The following is a 14,341-nucleotide window of genomic DNA, read 5'->3' as shown; positions in this document are numbered from 1 at the left end:
GGCACGGTCCCGCCCGCCCTCTCGAAGGACTACTTCACCGCGATGCTCCACGGCACCCGTTCGACGACGGCGCCCCTCGGCCGGAACGACCGTCTGCTCCTGTTCGGGTACACCGGACGCCCGCGGAGCGACACCCGTGAGCGCCTGGTGCCGCCCTTCCCGGAGCCGGCGACCTGGCCCTGGGAGCGGGTGGGGCTCGGTCCTGAGTCCGCGTACCGCGCCGCGAGGGCGATGGCGTGGCTGGGGCCGCTGCTCGTCGCCCTGCTGGCAGGAACGATTCGCTTCTGGCGTCTCGGCCGGCCGCACGAACTCGCCTTCGACGAGACCTACTACGCCAAGGACGCCTGGTCCCTGCTGCGGCTCGGCTACGAGGGCACCTGGCCGGACCGCAAGGTCGCCGACCCGCAGATCCTGGCCGACCCCCAGGTGATCTCCCTCTCGGACACCGGGAGTTTCGTCGCGCACCCGCCGACGGGCAAGTGGGTCATCGCCGTCGGTGAGGGGATGTTCGGTCTCGACCCGTTCGGCTGGCGCTTCATGACGGCCCTGCTGGGCACGCTGTCGGTCCTGATGCTGTGCCGCGTGGGGCGCCGGCTGTTCCGTTCGACGTTCCTGGGCTGTCTGGCGGGCCTGCTGATGGCGGTGGACGGTCTGCACTACGTGATGAGCCGGACCGCCCTGCTGGACCTGGTCGTCATGTTCTTCGTGCTGGCGGCCTTCGGCTGCCTGCTGATCGACCGGGACCGGGCCCGGGCCCGGCTCGCGGCGGCGCTGCCGGTCGACGAGGACGGGCACGCCGGTCCGGACGCGGAGACCGGCGACCGTGCGGGGACCGGATGGCGGCCGTGGCGGCTCGCGGCCGGTGTCTGTCTGGGGCTGGCCGCCTCGACCAAGTGGAACGGCCTGTACTTCCTGGCCTTCTTCATGGTCCTGACCGTGCTGTGGGACGTCGGCGCCCGCCGTGTCGCGGGGGCCCGCCACCCCTACCGGGCGGTGCTGCGCAAGGATCTCGGCCGGTCGGCGCTGTCCCTCGCCCCGGTCGCGGTGGTGACCTATGTGGTGACGTGGACCGGCTGGTTCCTGTCCGACGGCGGTTACGGACGGCACTGGGCGGACGGCCGCGGCGGCGTGTGGTCGTGGATACCGGCACCGCTGCGCAGTCTGTGGCACTACGAGGCGGCCGTGTACCGGTTCAACGTGAACCTGGACGCGTTCCACAAGTACGAGTCGAATCCCTGGAGTTGGCTGGTCCTCGGCCGCCCCGTGCTGTTCTCGTACCACTCCCCCGAACCCGGTGAGGCGGGCTGCCACGCGCTCACCGGCTGCTCGCAGGCCGTCGTCGCCCTCGGTACGCCGCTGCTGTGGTGGTCGGCGTGCTGCGCGCTGGTGTATCTGCTCTTCCGGTGGGCCCTGCGCCGCGACTGGCGCGCGGGCGCGGTCCTGTGCGCCGTGGGCGCGGGCTATCTGCCGTGGTTCCTGTACCAGGACCGTACGACGTTCTCGTTCTACGCCGTCGTGTTCGTGCCGTACCTGTGTCTGGCCGTGGCGATGACGCTGGGCGCCCTGCTGGGTCCGCCGGGCGCGGGCGCGGAACGCCGCCACCGGGGAGCGGTGGCGGCGGGAACGCTCGTCCTGCTCATCGTGTGGAACTTCATCTACTTCTTCCCCGTCTACACGGGGACCACGATCCCGTATCCCGACTGGCAGACCCGGATGTGGCTCGGCACCTGGATCTGATCGGTCAGAACGGGCGGGCGGGGCCGGCCGTCGTGGCGGCCCCGCCGCCGCACCGCTACCGCCTCGGGCCCGCGAGGGCGTACGCCGCCGTGCCGGTGAGCGCGAGGACCAGGGCCGTCCAGGTGGCCTCCGGAGTGCCGGGCGCGAGGAACATCCAGCTCGCCGCCCGTGCGGGCAGGCCGGTCGGGGGCGGGGCGAGGACGGTGTAGGACAGCCAGGCCATCGGCGGGGTCCAGGCGTAACGCGCCCCGAACAGCACCGCTCCGAGGGCGGCCAGGCCGGTCAGACCGGCGCTGTCGCGGACGACGAACGCGGTGGTGACCCAGGAGTTCCCGCCGATCGTCCGCGCCGTGAGGAGCGCGGCGCCCGCGACCACCCCGATGAGCAGGACGTGTGCCGCCCGGCGGCGCCGCCAGGGGATCGCGGCCGTGCGGTCCAGCGCGAGATCCTGCCCGCCGAGCCCGATGGAGGCGACCACCACCCCGGTGACGAGGACGAACACGGACACCTTCGGATCGCCCGGCCCTCCGCCGCCGTCCCGGGCGAAGGTCCACACCAGCGCCGTGCCGATCACCAGCGCGGCGAGAGAGACCGGCACCTGCCGGGAGCGGGCGTACAGCGTCAGCCATCTCACCGGGACCCACCGCCGTCCAGTACGTCGAGCGGGTCGCCCTTGCAGGACACGGCGGCGGAGTGCGCCGCCTTGACCCGTGCGACCTGTTCCGACCACGGCAGCGCCTTGAGTTCCCGCAGCACCGGGCCGGCCTCCCGCAGCTGTTTGCTCGGCTCGTGCATGGCTCCGTCGAACGGCTTCAGTTCACCGAGGACCCAGCCGGCCGCGACGCTCTGGGCCGCGATCTCGCCGAGCGTGCCACTCTCGTTGGCGCTGCGGGCGAAGCAGACCGGCAGCATGCCCTGACCGAGCAGGGCCCGGGTCATCGCCTCCCCCTTCGCCTCCGCGAACACGCTGTCGTCGAAGTCGACCAGCACGGCCGTGCGGGACCGCTCCGGCGGGTCGAAGAGCGCCCGGGGAGCGGTGCTCTCCCGTACGGACGTCGGTGCCTGGCCGCCGAGGGCGTCCCGCAGCAGCCTGAGCGCCTTCTTCCCGGGCTTCGCGAGGTCGGCGAGGCGCTCCTGGTGCGCCCTCCCCACGCACACCCGGCCGTCGCACACGGGGGCCGCGGCCGCCTGGTCGACGACGTACGCCCGGCGCGCGTCCGCGGGAAAGAGCAGCAGGGCGATCACCGCACCCGCCAGGACGGGTGTCAGGGCGAGCAGGCGGGTGCGCCGGTTCGCGGCGAGCAGCAGCGCGAAGCCGGTAGCCGCCATGCCGAGCAGCCAGACGGTCTGGCCCACGTGGACGGGGGCGGAGAGGGTGAGGAAGACGTCGCGCACGTCCTCCACCGCCGGCGACAGCAGCGTGGCCCGGCCGGGCGGCGCGGCGCCCGGCGTCATCGTGTCCATCGAGATCCGCAGGAGGTTGAGGAACACGAACGCGGCCACGGCCAGGGCGGGCGGGGCCAGCGGGGAGGGCAGGCTGCGTCCGATCCCCATGCCGAGGAGGAGCCCCGCGACGAGGGAGAGTCCGGCGACGAGCGAGATCGGCAGCCAGCCGAGATGTTGGTACGAGGTGTCTCCGGCCACCTGTACCGCGCCCTGGAGGACGATCACCGTGAAGGCCGAGACCAGCGTGATCGCCGTCGCGGCCGCGGTCGTCGCCGCCCGGTGCCGGGCGGGGCGTGGCGTGCTGGTCAGCAACTCCGTCATCTTCGAACGGTGGTCGCGCAACCCCTGGAGGGCCCCGAGCGCCAGCGCGAGCGGCCACAGCAGGAACAGCAGGGAGCGGGTCCACAGGGCCATGGACGTCCACTGGGCCGTCCACATGGCCGTGCCCTTCCACCAGGGGCCGCTCAGCAGGTACAGGAACGCCAGGGAGACGATCAGGGTCACGGCTCCGGCCCAGGGGGCGACGGAACGTCTCAACTCGGTTCGCAGGACACGGGTGTTCACCAGGAGCCCCTTTCCTGCCGGGGGTCGAGCAGGAGCGCCGAGTAGCCACGCTCCAGCGGGCTGTCGCCCACGTGGTCGGGTCCGCCCGCCGCGGCCAGTTCGTCCGGGGTGCCCTGGAAGACCAGCCGGCCCTCGGCGAAGAGGACCACGTCGGTGCAGGCGGCGGCGACGTCCTCCACCAGATGGGTCGAGACGACCACACAGGTGTCCGTGCCCAGCTCCTGCAACAGCTGGCGGAACCTCAGCCGTTGGGCCGGGTCCAGGCCGGCCGTCGGTTCGTCGAGGAGCAGGATCACCGGGTCGTTGACGATGGCCTGGGCGATCCCGACGCGCCGCACCATGCCGCCCGAAAGGGCCTTCATCCGGTCGTCGGCGCGGTCCGCGAGGCCCACCCGTTCGACCGCCCGTTGCACCGCCGCGGGGATGTCCGCCTTGGGGACCTCCTTCAGCCAGGCCATGTACTCGACGAACTCGCGCACCGTGAAGCGCCTGTAGTAGCCGAACTCCTGCGGCAGGTAGCCGATGCGGCGGCGCAGGGCCCGGTGTTCGCCGAGGCCGCCCGCGGACTCGCCGAGCAGTTCGAGGGTTCCCTCGGCGGGGCGCAGCACGGTGGCCAGCGCCCGGATGAGGGTGGTCTTGCCGGCCCCGTTGGGTCCGAGCAGGCCGTGCACTCCGGTGCCGAGCGACAGGTCGAGCCCGTCGACGGCCATGCGTTTCCTGCCGGCCCGCACCTTCAGTCCCGTGGCCCGGATCTCCCAGGCGTAGGACGTCGGTGCGAGGTCGGCCGCGCTCACCGCGGACATCACGTGGTGTTCCTTCCGGTCGTTCATCGATGGGCTCCCAGCACGGTGTACGCGCCCCTGCGGGCGATGACGACACCGATGCCGAGGGTGAGGATCAGCCCCCACACGGGCAGACCGTCGGTCTGCAGGGCGACGGGGGTACGGCTGGTGGCCACGGCCGGTGCCACGACCACGGCGGCCCACACCGCGACCAGCGCGACGGCGGCCCGGGTCACCCCGACGACTCCGCCGAGCGCCAGGGCCGCCGAGGTGAACGCCAGGGAGGGCAGCAGCCATTGAGCGGCCGTCACACCCGTGGCCCATCCGCTCGCCAGCAGCGCGGGGATGACGACGGCGAGCACGGACGCGGTGCGCCGCAGTACCAGCGGGAGTCCGGCCCTGGGCGCGGAGGCGGTCAGCTCGTACGCCGGGTCCAGACCCCGCGACCACGAGGCCGCGACGCCCAGCACGGGCAGGACGGGGGCCAGCAGCAGCACCAGCGACACCTGGCCGGGTCCGGATCCGGTGTCGACGACGTCGAGCAGCAGCGCGAGCAGCGTCACGCTCGTGATCATGGCCAGCCACGGCACGGTCGTGGGCGTCAGCCATCTCGACAGCCGCGCCCGCCGGCGACGGTGGCGGGGCATGGTGGCGGTGGTGGCCAGCCGGGGTTCGAGGCCGGACCAGACGGTGCCGACCATGGCCGTCACCTCGGGCGCGGTCGCCGTCACGGCGGCCGAGAGCCGGTCACGGCACTCCCGGCACCGCTCCAGATGGGCCTCAAGGGCCCATACGTCGTCGGCACCGAGGCCGGTGTCGCCGCGCGCGTAACCGTCGATGATCCGTGTCGAGGCGTGTTCCACGCTCATGCCAGGGCCCTCCGCATCTCGGTCCGGGCCCGGCGGGCGCGGGTCTTGACCGTGCCCTCGGGCACGCCGAGCAGGACCGAGGTCTCCCGGACGGACAGTCCGTCGAGCACCATGGCCTGCAGTACCTGTCTGAGTTCGGGCGCGAGGCGCCGCAGAGCGTCCCCGACGTCACCGCCGACGGTCGCGGCGAGCGCCTCCTCCTCGGCGGCGGGAGCCAGGGGCTGCCCGGCGGCCGCCGGCGGCGGTTCGGCGTGGTGGGCCCGGCGGCGGAACGCGTCGACGAGACGGCGCGCCGCGATGGTCCACAGCCAGCCGACGGCGCTCCCGCCGACCGCGGCCCCGGCGAACGCGCCCGCCGCGCGCCACACCGCCAGATACGTCTCCTGCATGACCTCGGCGACGATCTGCTCGTCGGCGCAGCGGCGCCGCAACCGCACCGCGAGCCATGGCGCGGTGCGCCGGTACAGCTCCTCGAACGCCGCGCGGTCACCCCTGGCCACCAGCCGGACGAGGCGCTCCTCGTCCGGCTCCTCCGGTGCCTTCCTGACTGATCTCACACCCCCTAGACGCGGGGCCCGGGCCACGGGTTTTCGATCGGACGTGATCCACGTCACGTCCTGGCGTCGGCCGGTGGCGGTGGGGTGATCACCTCACGAAGCGGTACTTCAGGTGGGTGGCGAGGGGGGTCCCGACCACTCCGACCGGTTCGAGGTCCCGCCGCCGCGCGCCCAGGTCCTCGAAGAGCCGCAGCCCCGCGCCGAGGAGCACGGGCACGACGTGCAGGTGCAGTTCGTCGACCAGCCCCGCCCGGAGGTACTGCCGCACCGTGCTCGCCCCGCCCGCGATGTCGACGTTCCGTTCCCCGGCCGCGGCCCTCGCCCGTTCGAGGGCGCCGTGGATGCCGTCGGTGACGAAGGTGAAAGTGGTCCCGCCCTCCTTCACCAGGGTCGGGCGGGGCCGGTGGGTGAGCACGAAGACGGGGGTGCGGAACGGCGGGTTCTCGCCCCAGAACCTCTCGCCCGTGTCGTACATCGTGCGCCCCATGACCACGGCTCCGGTGGCGTCGAACCACTCGCGCATCAGCTCGGAGTCGCGGTTCTCCCGGCCGCCGGTCATGCCCTGGCGCTCGCGCCAGCTCGCCAGCTCGTGGATCCACGCGAAGAGCGGCTCGGCACCGTCGCCCGCGGGGTTGTCGGGGGTGACGTCGGTGCCGGCGACGTATCCGTCGAGAGAGAGGGCCATGTCCACGGTCACGGTCGTCATGAGGGGTGCTCCTGAGGTCGTCGGGCGGCTGCCTGCACCCTCACGTCGACCGGGAACCGTCGTATTCGACACGGCCGCCGCACATGCTCGGTGTTCTTCCGGCCTACCTGCCCGCGTGGCCCGCCCGGCCTACCCGCTCGCGAGGCCCGCCCGGCCGGTCTCCCGGTCTCCCGGTCAGGGCAGCCGGTCGTCCGGGACGACATGCATCGCCGCCTCCTCCGCGCCGGCCGCGCCGCCGTCGATGCCCTCGTCCTCCGCGACGAGTTCCTTGGTGGTGTCCGTCCGCACGCCCTCGTCGGGAGCGACCAGGCGGCCGGCGCGGTCCGCACCGGCCTCCGGGTCCACCGGTTCGCCCTCGCCGCCCGGCAGGTCGCCGATCCCGTCGCCGGGCGGCACCTCCACGTCGGGGACCTCCTGCCGCAGCCGGTCGTCCAGGGACTCCCCCTCGTGCTGCTCGGCCGCCGTGGTGCCGCTGCGAGTGACGCCCAGAGGCTTCTCGGGCGGTGAGTACCCCTCGTCCAGGATGTCGTCGTAGGTGCGCTCGTCGAGCGCGTCCTGGAGGTCCAGCGGCGAGGCGTCCTCCTGCTCCTCGTTGCCGCCGGTGGGCTGGTAGGCGTCGTCCGCCATGTTCTCGTCGGTCATGATCGCCTCCGGGGACGTCGGCTGGTTGCTGTCGTCTGCGGAGTACCGGGTTCCCCCGGTGTGACACCTGCGGGTCTGACCGGCGCGCCGCGTCGCCGCGTTACCGGCGGGGCCGGGCGGGCACTCGGGTGGGCATGATGCACAGTCGCCGCACCCCGCTCGTCGACAGTTCGCTCGCGTTGCTGGTCAGGGGATACACCTGGCTGCCCGACCGGCGGCGCCGCACCGCCGGGCCGCTGGTCCGGGCCCGGCTGACGGGCCGGCCCGCCGTGGCGCTGCGGGGCCCGGAGGCCGTGCGCTTCTTCTCCGACGAACGGCATGTGGAACGGGGTTCGGCGCTGCCCGGCCCGGTGCTCGGCACGCTCTTCGGCCACGGCGCCGTGCACACGCTGGACGGGCCACCCCATCGCGTGCGCAAGGAGCTGTTCCTCTCCCTGCTCACCGGTCCGAACGCCGTCGCCGGCCTGGTGGACCATGTCACCAGGGCCTGGGACACGGCCGAGGAGTCCTGGCCGCACCGGCCCTCGGTCGTCCTGTTCGACGAGGCGAGCCGGGTGCTCACCCTGGGCGTCTGCCGGTGGGCCGGGATCCCCCCGCACGACCGCGACGCCGACGGCCGGGCCACGGCCGAGGACCTGGTCGCCATGGTCGACGGCTTCGCCTCGCCGGGGCCCCGGCACTGGCGGGCCCGCCGCGCCCGCATGCGCGGTGAGGCGTGGCTGGCCCGTCTGGTGTCGGACGTCCGCGAGGGTGCCGCCACCGCGCCCGCCGGGTCGCCGCTGGACGTCGTGGTCCGGCACGAGGACGCCGACGGCCTGCCCCTGGACCCGCGCACCGCCGCCGTCGAACTGCTGAACGTCCTCCGCCCCACCGTCGCCGTGAGCTGGTTCGTCGCCTACGCCGGGCACGCGCTGCACCTCAGGCCCGACGTACGGGAACGGCTGGCCGAGGGCGACCCCGAGTACGCGGTGGCGTTCGCCCACGAGCTGCGGCGCTTCTACCCCTTCGCCCCGTTCGTCGGCGGGCGGGCCGTCACCGATCTGGAGTGGAGGGGCGAGCCGATCCCGGCGGGCGCCCTGGTCCTGCTCGACCTGTACGGGCAGAACCACGACCCCGGTCTGTGGGACCTCCCCTACACCTTCGAACCCCAGCGGTTCCTGGAGCGCCCGCCCGGCCGCGACGACCTCGTGCCGCAGGGTGGCGGCGACCGCGCGAGCGGTCATCGCTGCCCCGGCGAGGACGTCACCGTCGCGCTGCTGCGGGCCCTCGGGCCGCGGCTGGCCCGGCTGGAGTACGACGTGCCGCCTCAGGATCTGCGGATCCCGCTGACGCGGATGCCGGCGCGGGTGCGCAGCGGGTTCGTCATGGAGTCCGTCCGCGTACCGGAGGGGGTCCGGGCGGCGGGGCGGGCGGCGGGATGACGGCCCGGGTCGACGGCCGCGCGCACGGAGCAGGGCGCGTCCGCGCCGGGCGGCGCTTGCCCGGTCCGCGCGACCGGCGCACGCTGGTCCTATGGCTGTGCACGACGGTCCCGGCCCCACGCTCATCACGTCCGTCCAGCGCGCCTTCCGCCTGCTGGAGGCGGTGAGCGCGCACGAGAACGGCGCGCCGGCGAAGCAGTTGGCCCGCGAGACCGGGCTGCCCCTGGCCACCGCCTACCACCTGCTGCGGACCCTGGTCCACGACGGCTACCTGCGCAAACTGGCAGACGGCGGATTCGTCCTGGGCGACAAGGTGCAGGCGCTGCACACCACCGGGCGGGGCCAGGCGCTGCTCAGCCGGGTCCGTCCGACGCTCGCCGCCTTGCGGGACGAGCTGGCCGGCGCCGCCTACCTCACCTTCTACGAGGACGGTGAGATCCGGGTCGCCGAGATCGTGGACAGCCCCCGGGCACCCCGGGTCGATCTCTGGGTGGGCTTCGAGGACGCCGGGCACGCCACGGCGCTCGGCAAGTCCGTACTGCGCGAGCTGGACGCCGACGCCCGCCGGGAGTACCTCTCCCGGCACCACCTGGCCGATCTCACCCCGCGGACCATCACCGACGCCCCGGAGCTGCTCCGGCGGCTGGACTCCTCCCCCGTGGCCCCGGCCGTCACGGACCTGGAGGAGTACGCCCTCGGCACGGTCTGCATCGCGGTGCCCGTCTACAGCGGGGACACGCTCGGCTCGCTCGGTGTGTCGCTGCGCGCGGACCGGCTCTCCCGGCTGCCGGAGGTCCGGGCGCGGCTTCTCCCGATCGCGAGCCGTGTGACCAGGAGCCTGTCGCTCACTATCTGAAATTCAGGTCCTTGTGGCGCCCGCACAGATCCCCTTTCCTGTTTAAAACGGACAATTCAGGAGCCGAGAGCTCCGCGCACAGGAGAGGATCGCGGGCGATACATGAGTCACACCCGAGAGCTTGGCGGCGACCACGGGCCGATGCCGAACCCCCCGTCCCGGACGTTCGCGTCCGGGACGGGCAGGGCGGCCCGCCAGCGGGTCGTCACACAGCTGGCCTCCGGTACACCCGCACTGCCCGTGCTGATCGTCTCCGTGATCGTCTTCGTCGGCCTCGTCGGCGGCCCCGGGCTGACCTGGCTGCCACTGCTCGCCGCGGGGCCCGCCCTTGCCGCCACCACCAGCGGGCCGCGGGGCGTGCTCTGCGTCGGTCTCCTCGCCGGGGTGCTGGGCACGATGCTCGGCGTGCGGGACGGCGCGCCGGGCCGCGAGCTGGCCGCCGTCCTGTCCGCGCTGGTCGCCGTCTCCCTGGCCAGCGCCCTGGCCGGCGCCCTGCGCGGACGGCGCGAGCGCGTGCTGGCGGCCGTCCGCTCGGTCGCCGAGGCCGCCCAGCACGCACTGCTCCAGCCCGTACCCTCGACCGTCGGCCCGTTCGAGGTGGCCGTCCGCTACAGCGCCGCGGCGGCCGAGGCCCGTATCGGCGGAGACCTGTACGCCCTCATACCCACCCCGTACGGGGTACGGCTGATCGTCGGCGACGTGCGCGGCAAGGGGCTGCCCGCCGTCGGGATCGCCGCCCTGGTGCTCGGCGTCTTCCGCGAGGCGGCGTACGAGGAGCCCGACCTCCTCGCCGTCGTCGACCGGATCGAGCGGAGCCTGGCGCGCAACCTCCGCAGCGACGACTTCGTGACCGCCGTCGTCGCCGGGCACCCCCGGCCGGGCCGCCTGGAGCTGGTCAACTGCGGGCACGCGCCTCCGCTGCTGGTGCGCGGCTCGGAGGTCGTACCGGTGGAGCCCGACCGCCCGGCCCCGCCCCTGGGGCTGCGCGCGCTCACGGGCGAGACGCCCGGTCTGCGGATCCTGCCCTTCGGCGAGGAGGATCAGCTGCTGCTCTACACGGACGGTGTCACGGAGGCCCGCGACCGCGACCGCGCGTTCTATCCGCTCGCGGAGCGACTGGCCCACCATGTGTCCGACGAACCGGCGCACACTCTCTCGGCGCTCCACGACGAGCTGCTCGCCCACGTGGGGGGCCGGCTCCATGACGACGCGGCACTGCTCCTGCTCCGCAAGCCGGCCGCGGCGCACGGGGCGGGTGCGGCCGGCTAGCCCGCCAGGGCCGAGATGCCGGCCGTCCGGGCCCGTACCCTGCGGCCCTCCGGCATCGTGTGAGCCGCCCGTTCCCCGACGCGGACGGTCATTCCCTCTCCGTCGTGGTCGTGTACGCCTCGTGGCGTACGTCGGCGTGCGGGTGCCGGCGCAGCAGCCGCAGCAGCGCGCGCCACTCCTCGGGCCACCCGAGAGCACCGCCGGTCGCCCGTACGAGACCGATCGCCAGCAGGCCCTTCACCGCGCCCCCGTCGTGGGCGAACCGGTCGGCGGCGGCCAGCAGGGCCTCGGCTCCGCGCGGATGCGCGTGATGCTGCGAGAACGTCCGCAGGCGGCCGGCCGTGTGGACCACGGTGCTCACCCCCGAGCCCTCCAGGGCCGCCGCCAGGTCCCGCAGCCGTTCCAGCAGCGCGGCCGGCTCCAGGGCGTGATCGGCCAACTGGGCGAGCAGATGGGCGCGTTCGGTTACGAGCAGGGGTTCCGGCGCGAGCTGTTCCGCGACCGCCTCCAGCAGCTCGGGCCGTACTCCCTCGACGTAGGCGAACGACGTCAGGCTCCGCAGTCGCTGCAGGGCCGGCAGGTCCCGGTCCGTCAGCGCGTCGGCGCCGCCCTGCGCCGTGTGCAGTGCGGCCAGCAGCGCGGCCACCGTGTCGTGCAGGACGCTGCCCGGCGCGGCACCGCCCACGGGGTGCGGCAGCTCGGAGACGGCCAGCTCACGCAGCACCCCTTCCGCGGACCGCCAGTGCGTCCGGTCCGCGAGGTCACGGACGATCCCGGAGACGCGCACGGCCAGTTCGGGAGCGTGGCGGCACCACACCCCCATGGCGCGCAGCACGGCGTAGCCGTCCCCGAAGCCCTCGCTCCGCGCGAGGGCCGTGCCGTAGGCACCGAGGATCACGGTGGCGTACGCGCGGCGGTGCATCTCGGCCAGCTCCCAGGGGCTCACGGCCAGAAGGGCTTCGGGTACGGCCTTGGTGTCGTCGTCGGCGGCCTCGTCGAGCAGTCGCCATGCCTCCGGCTCACCGAGCAGTGGAGGCAGGGCGCGGACGACGGCGGCCCGTACGTCCGGGTGCCGGTCGGGGGCGTGAAAGGTGCTCGCCAGCAGGGAAACCGCCTGCCGGGGCGGCAGGAAACGGGCGGCGAGGCGTACGGCCTCCTTGCGGGCGGTGACCTTCGCGGGGCGCTCACCGGTGAGCAACGGGCCGAGAGCGAGGGCGAGTTCGCGGGGCGTGGTGAAGCGGGCGGCGCGTGCCGCCGCGTACACGGCGACCCTGGCCCGGTCGTCTCCCGCGTGCTCCAGCAGTGTCGCCAGGGTGTCCTGGGGGCGGTCGGTCCGGGGCAGCGCACCGAGCGCGGCCTCGGCGACGATCACCTCCGGGTCGTCGGTGTGCGCGAGCGCCAGGGCCCGCCCGAACTCGGGGACCGGGGCCCCGGCCCGGATCAGGGCGGCCCGCTCGTCGAGCGGGAGCGAGTCGTCCGCGACCGCCCGGCCGGCCTGCCGGACCGCCGCCTGCTGCTGGCGGGGCAGCCAGCGGTCGCTGTCGTCGAGGTCCGGCAGGGGGCACCGGGCCCCGTCCGGCAGGAAGCGGCCGTACGGCGGGGACGCGTCGAGGAGGGTGTCCAGCAGATCGGTGCGTTGCCGGGTCAGCACCCGCCGTACGGGCGGGAGCACGACCGACGACGGTTCCAGGGCGACGATCCTGGCGACCCGTTCGTCGCGGGTCTCCGGTGCGGCCAGCCACAGCTCGGCGGCCGCCCGGAAGGTGTCGTCGTCGCCGCGCTCCAGAGCCGCGGCCAGGCATTCCTGCAGTTCGGGCAGTCGCCGGGCGCGTGGTCCCAGTGCGGCGGCCAGGGCCAGCAGCAGCCGGAAGTCGGCCCGCCCCGCCCCGGCGTCGAGCCAGGGGCGCAGGGCCTCGAACACCTGCCGCTCCTGGCCGCGCCTCAGGACGCGATGGAGCGGGCCGAGGTCGGGGACGCCGACGCGGCGCGTGAGGCGTTCCAGGATGCGCAGGGCGCAGTGCCGCAGCTCCGCCTCGTCGTCGGTGACGTGCTCGACGAACAGGCGTACGGCGAGTGTGCGCAGTGCCGTCAGCGTGTCCGCCGAGGCGTCCCGCGCCTCCAGGGCGTCGGCGGCGATCGCGTCCAGCAGCGGGACGTGATCGGGCCCGAAGACTCGCGGATGCGCCTCGGCGAGCGCGCCGAGCGCGGCGGCTCGGACCGGGTCCCGGTCGTTGCGCAGGCGGCGTCCGGCGAGGGTCAGCAGGTCGGCGATCGCCTCCCGGCCCCCGTCGAGGGCGGCGCAGGTCACGAACAGCGGCCAGGCCATGGCCCGGTCGTCCGCGTCGGGGCGCCCGACGGCGGAGAGCAGCTCGGCGCGCGCCTCGTCGAAGGGGCCGTGCGCGAGGGTGTCCAGGTCCTCCCACCAGTAGTCGGTGCCGTCGGACTCGGCGAGGGCGCGCCGGACCTCCGCCCAGCGGCGCTCACGGGGCAGCAGATCGAGGGCGCCGAGGGCCACGTCCCAGTTCCGCACCCCGACGGAGACCGCGTCCACGAACGCGGCACGCCGGCCGGGTGCCATGGCCTTCATCAGCGCGGCGAAGTGGACGCCGCGGAAGAGCCAGTGGCGGCCCAGCGCGATCAGCGACGCGGGCTCGGCCCGCACCAGCCGGCGCAGCACCCCGGGCGGCGGCAGCGGCTCGTGGCGCTGCGTCCGCCGGCCGGGGGAGGCGATCCAGGCGATCACGCGTTCGGCGTCGGCGGCGACCAGGGGGCCGAGCCCCTTGACGAGCGCGGGCGGCGAACTGCTGGGGCCGTGCCGCTCCATCAGGGTGAGCACCCGCTCGGGGCGCCGCGGCGCGAGGGCCGCGACCATGGTGGCGTGCAGGCGCCACCAGTCGTCCCGCCGCTGCCCGCCGACCCGGTCGGCCAGGGCCAGCTCGGCGTGGTCCAGCACGGGGTCGGGGTGCCGGGCGGCGAGCCGAGTCCAACGGTCGACGGCGTGAGCCAGGGCGGGCAGCTCCCGTGCCACGAACGGGGTGGAGCAGGCCGGCAGCAGCCGCGCGGCCTCGGCGTCACCCCATTCCGCGCGCACGCGCGGCACCAGCCGTTCGGCGAGCGCGCTGCGGCCTCCGGCGGCGAGCAGCCGGGCCAGCCGCTGCCGCAGCACGGCCGGTGCGTCGTCGTAGGCCGCCTCCACCGCCCGGTCCGGGACGGGCAGCTCGCGCACGGCGCGCCGGGCGTACCCGGCGACCACCGGGTCCGGGTCGGCAAGCCGGGCCGCGAGGAACTCCGCGTCCCGTCCGACGAGGGCCGCCAGCGCCGCGAGCCGCCGCTCGTAGGGTCCGCGTCCGTCCAGTTCGGCCAGGAGCGGGGCGAGCGTCCCGTCGTCCGCGAGCCGGCGTGCGGTCCGCGCCGTCAGGGTCAGCCGGGCGGGGAACGGCAAGGGTTCGAGGGCGGCGAGCAGCTCCTCGGCGGCGGTCGGCATGCGCCGAT

At 74.6% G+C, this 14,341-nt stretch carries 12 protein-coding genes; 4 read left to right on the top strand and 8 right to left on the bottom strand.

Features of this window, described 5'->3' with window-relative positions; translation table 11 throughout:
• Positions 1–42 precede the first annotated feature (42 nt).
• The gene (locus ACZ6BB_RS23480) at positions 43–1,737 is read left to right on the top strand and encodes a dolichyl-phosphate-mannose--protein mannosyltransferase (protein ID WP_471617336.1); all 1,695 of its coding nucleotides are present in this window, start codon (positions 43–45) and stop codon (positions 1,735–1,737) included.
• A gap of 55 nt (positions 1,738–1,792) precedes the next feature.
• Here ACZ6BB_RS23480 and ACZ6BB_RS23475 read toward each other — a convergent pair whose 3' ends face one another.
• The 7 genes from ACZ6BB_RS23475 to ACZ6BB_RS23445 form a co-directional block, all read right to left on the bottom strand.
• Positions 1,793–2,371 carry a hypothetical protein gene (locus ACZ6BB_RS23475; RefSeq protein WP_471617128.1) on the bottom strand — a complete coding sequence of 193 codons (579 nt, stop codon included), beginning with the start codon at positions 2,369–2,371 and terminating at the stop codon, positions 1,793–1,795.
• Positions 2,368–3,747 (bottom strand): hypothetical protein, encoded by a 1,380-nt coding sequence (locus ACZ6BB_RS23470; protein ID WP_471617127.1) that lies wholly within the window; start codon positions 3,745–3,747, stop codon positions 2,368–2,370. Before ACZ6BB_RS23470 ends, ACZ6BB_RS23475 begins: the two co-directional genes overlap by 4 nt.
• Entirely contained in the window at positions 3,744–4,577 is an 834-nt protein-coding gene (locus tag ACZ6BB_RS23465; RefSeq protein ID WP_471617126.1) for an ABC transporter ATP-binding protein, read from the bottom strand. Before ACZ6BB_RS23465 ends, ACZ6BB_RS23470 begins: the two co-directional genes overlap by 4 nt.
• Positions 4,574–5,398, bottom strand: a complete 825-nt coding sequence (locus tag ACZ6BB_RS23460; protein WP_471617125.1) for a zf-HC2 domain-containing protein — start codon at positions 5,396–5,398, stop codon at positions 4,574–4,576. The genes ACZ6BB_RS23465 and ACZ6BB_RS23460 overlap by 4 nt, the downstream gene beginning before the upstream one ends.
• A complete protein-coding gene (locus tag ACZ6BB_RS23455; protein WP_059081838.1) occupies positions 5,395–5,955 on the bottom strand; it encodes an RNA polymerase sigma factor in 561 nt (186 codons plus the stop codon). The genes ACZ6BB_RS23460 and ACZ6BB_RS23455 overlap by 4 nt, the downstream gene beginning before the upstream one ends.
• 88 nt (positions 5,956–6,043) lie before the next feature.
• Complete coding sequence (locus ACZ6BB_RS23450) at positions 6,044–6,661, bottom strand: dihydrofolate reductase family protein (protein WP_471617124.1); 618 nt, start codon at positions 6,659–6,661, stop codon at positions 6,044–6,046.
• A 174-nt stretch (positions 6,662–6,835) separates the two neighbouring features.
• A complete protein-coding gene (locus ACZ6BB_RS23445; protein ID WP_471617123.1) occupies positions 6,836–7,303 on the bottom strand; it encodes a DUF5709 domain-containing protein in 468 nt (155 codons plus the stop codon).
• Positions 7,304–7,437: 134 nt separating this feature from the next.
• Here ACZ6BB_RS23445 and ACZ6BB_RS23440 point away from each other — a divergent pair, with 134 nt between their 5' ends.
• The 3 genes from ACZ6BB_RS23440 to ACZ6BB_RS23430 all read left to right on the top strand — a co-directional run bounded on the left by ACZ6BB_RS23440 (position 7,438) and on the right by ACZ6BB_RS23430 (position 10,849).
• Entirely contained in the window at positions 7,438–8,724 is a 1,287-nt protein-coding gene (locus tag ACZ6BB_RS23440; protein ID WP_471617122.1) for a cytochrome P450, read from the top strand.
• 91 nt (positions 8,725–8,815) lie between these two features.
• Entirely contained in the window at positions 8,816–9,580 is a 765-nt protein-coding gene (locus ACZ6BB_RS23435) for an IclR family transcriptional regulator (RefSeq protein WP_471617121.1), read from the top strand.
• Positions 9,581–9,721: 141 nt separating this feature from the next.
• Positions 9,722–10,849, top strand: coding sequence for a PP2C family protein-serine/threonine phosphatase (locus tag ACZ6BB_RS23430; RefSeq protein WP_471617120.1), 1,128 nt, complete (start codon positions 9,722–9,724; stop codon positions 10,847–10,849).
• Between the two features lie 88 nt (positions 10,850–10,937).
• Here ACZ6BB_RS23430 and ACZ6BB_RS23425 read toward each other — a convergent pair whose 3' ends face one another.
• Positions 10,938–14,333, bottom strand: a complete 3,396-nt coding sequence (locus ACZ6BB_RS23425) for a hypothetical protein (RefSeq protein ID WP_471617119.1) — start codon at positions 14,331–14,333, stop codon at positions 10,938–10,940.
• Positions 14,334–14,341 lie beyond the last annotated feature (8 nt).

The organism is Streptomyces sp. NPDC041108 (assembly GCF_055592645.1).
The sequence above is the reverse complement of the archived record's forward strand: the minus strand, read 5'-3'. Positions and strand labels throughout refer to the sequence as shown.

Coding starts and splice junctions, on each gene's coding strand:
- ACZ6BB_RS23425 (WP_471617119.1), bottom strand. CDS start 14,333: ATGCCGACCGCCGCCGAGGAGCTGCTCGCCGCCCTCGAACCCTTGCCG.
- ACZ6BB_RS23440 (WP_471617122.1), top strand. CDS start 7,438: ATGATGCACAGTCGCCGCACCCCGCTCGTCGACAGTTCGCTCGCGTTG.
- ACZ6BB_RS23465 (WP_471617126.1), bottom strand. CDS start 4,577: ATGAACGACCGGAAGGAACACCACGTGATGTCCGCGGTGAGCGCGGCC.
- ACZ6BB_RS23445 (WP_471617123.1), bottom strand. CDS start 7,303: ATGACCGACGAGAACATGGCGGACGACGCCTACCAGCCCACCGGCGGC.
- ACZ6BB_RS23430 (WP_471617120.1), top strand. CDS start 9,722: ATGCCGAACCCCCCGTCCCGGACGTTCGCGTCCGGGACGGGCAGGGCG.
- ACZ6BB_RS23480 (WP_471617336.1), top strand. CDS start 43: ATGCTCCACGGCACCCGTTCGACGACGGCGCCCCTCGGCCGGAACGAC.
- ACZ6BB_RS23460 (WP_471617125.1), bottom strand. CDS start 5,398: ATGAGCGTGGAACACGCCTCGACACGGATCATCGACGGTTACGCGCGC.
- ACZ6BB_RS23450 (WP_471617124.1), bottom strand. CDS start 6,661: ATGACGACCGTGACCGTGGACATGGCCCTCTCTCTCGACGGATACGTC.
- ACZ6BB_RS23435 (WP_471617121.1), top strand. CDS start 8,816: ATGGCTGTGCACGACGGTCCCGGCCCCACGCTCATCACGTCCGTCCAG.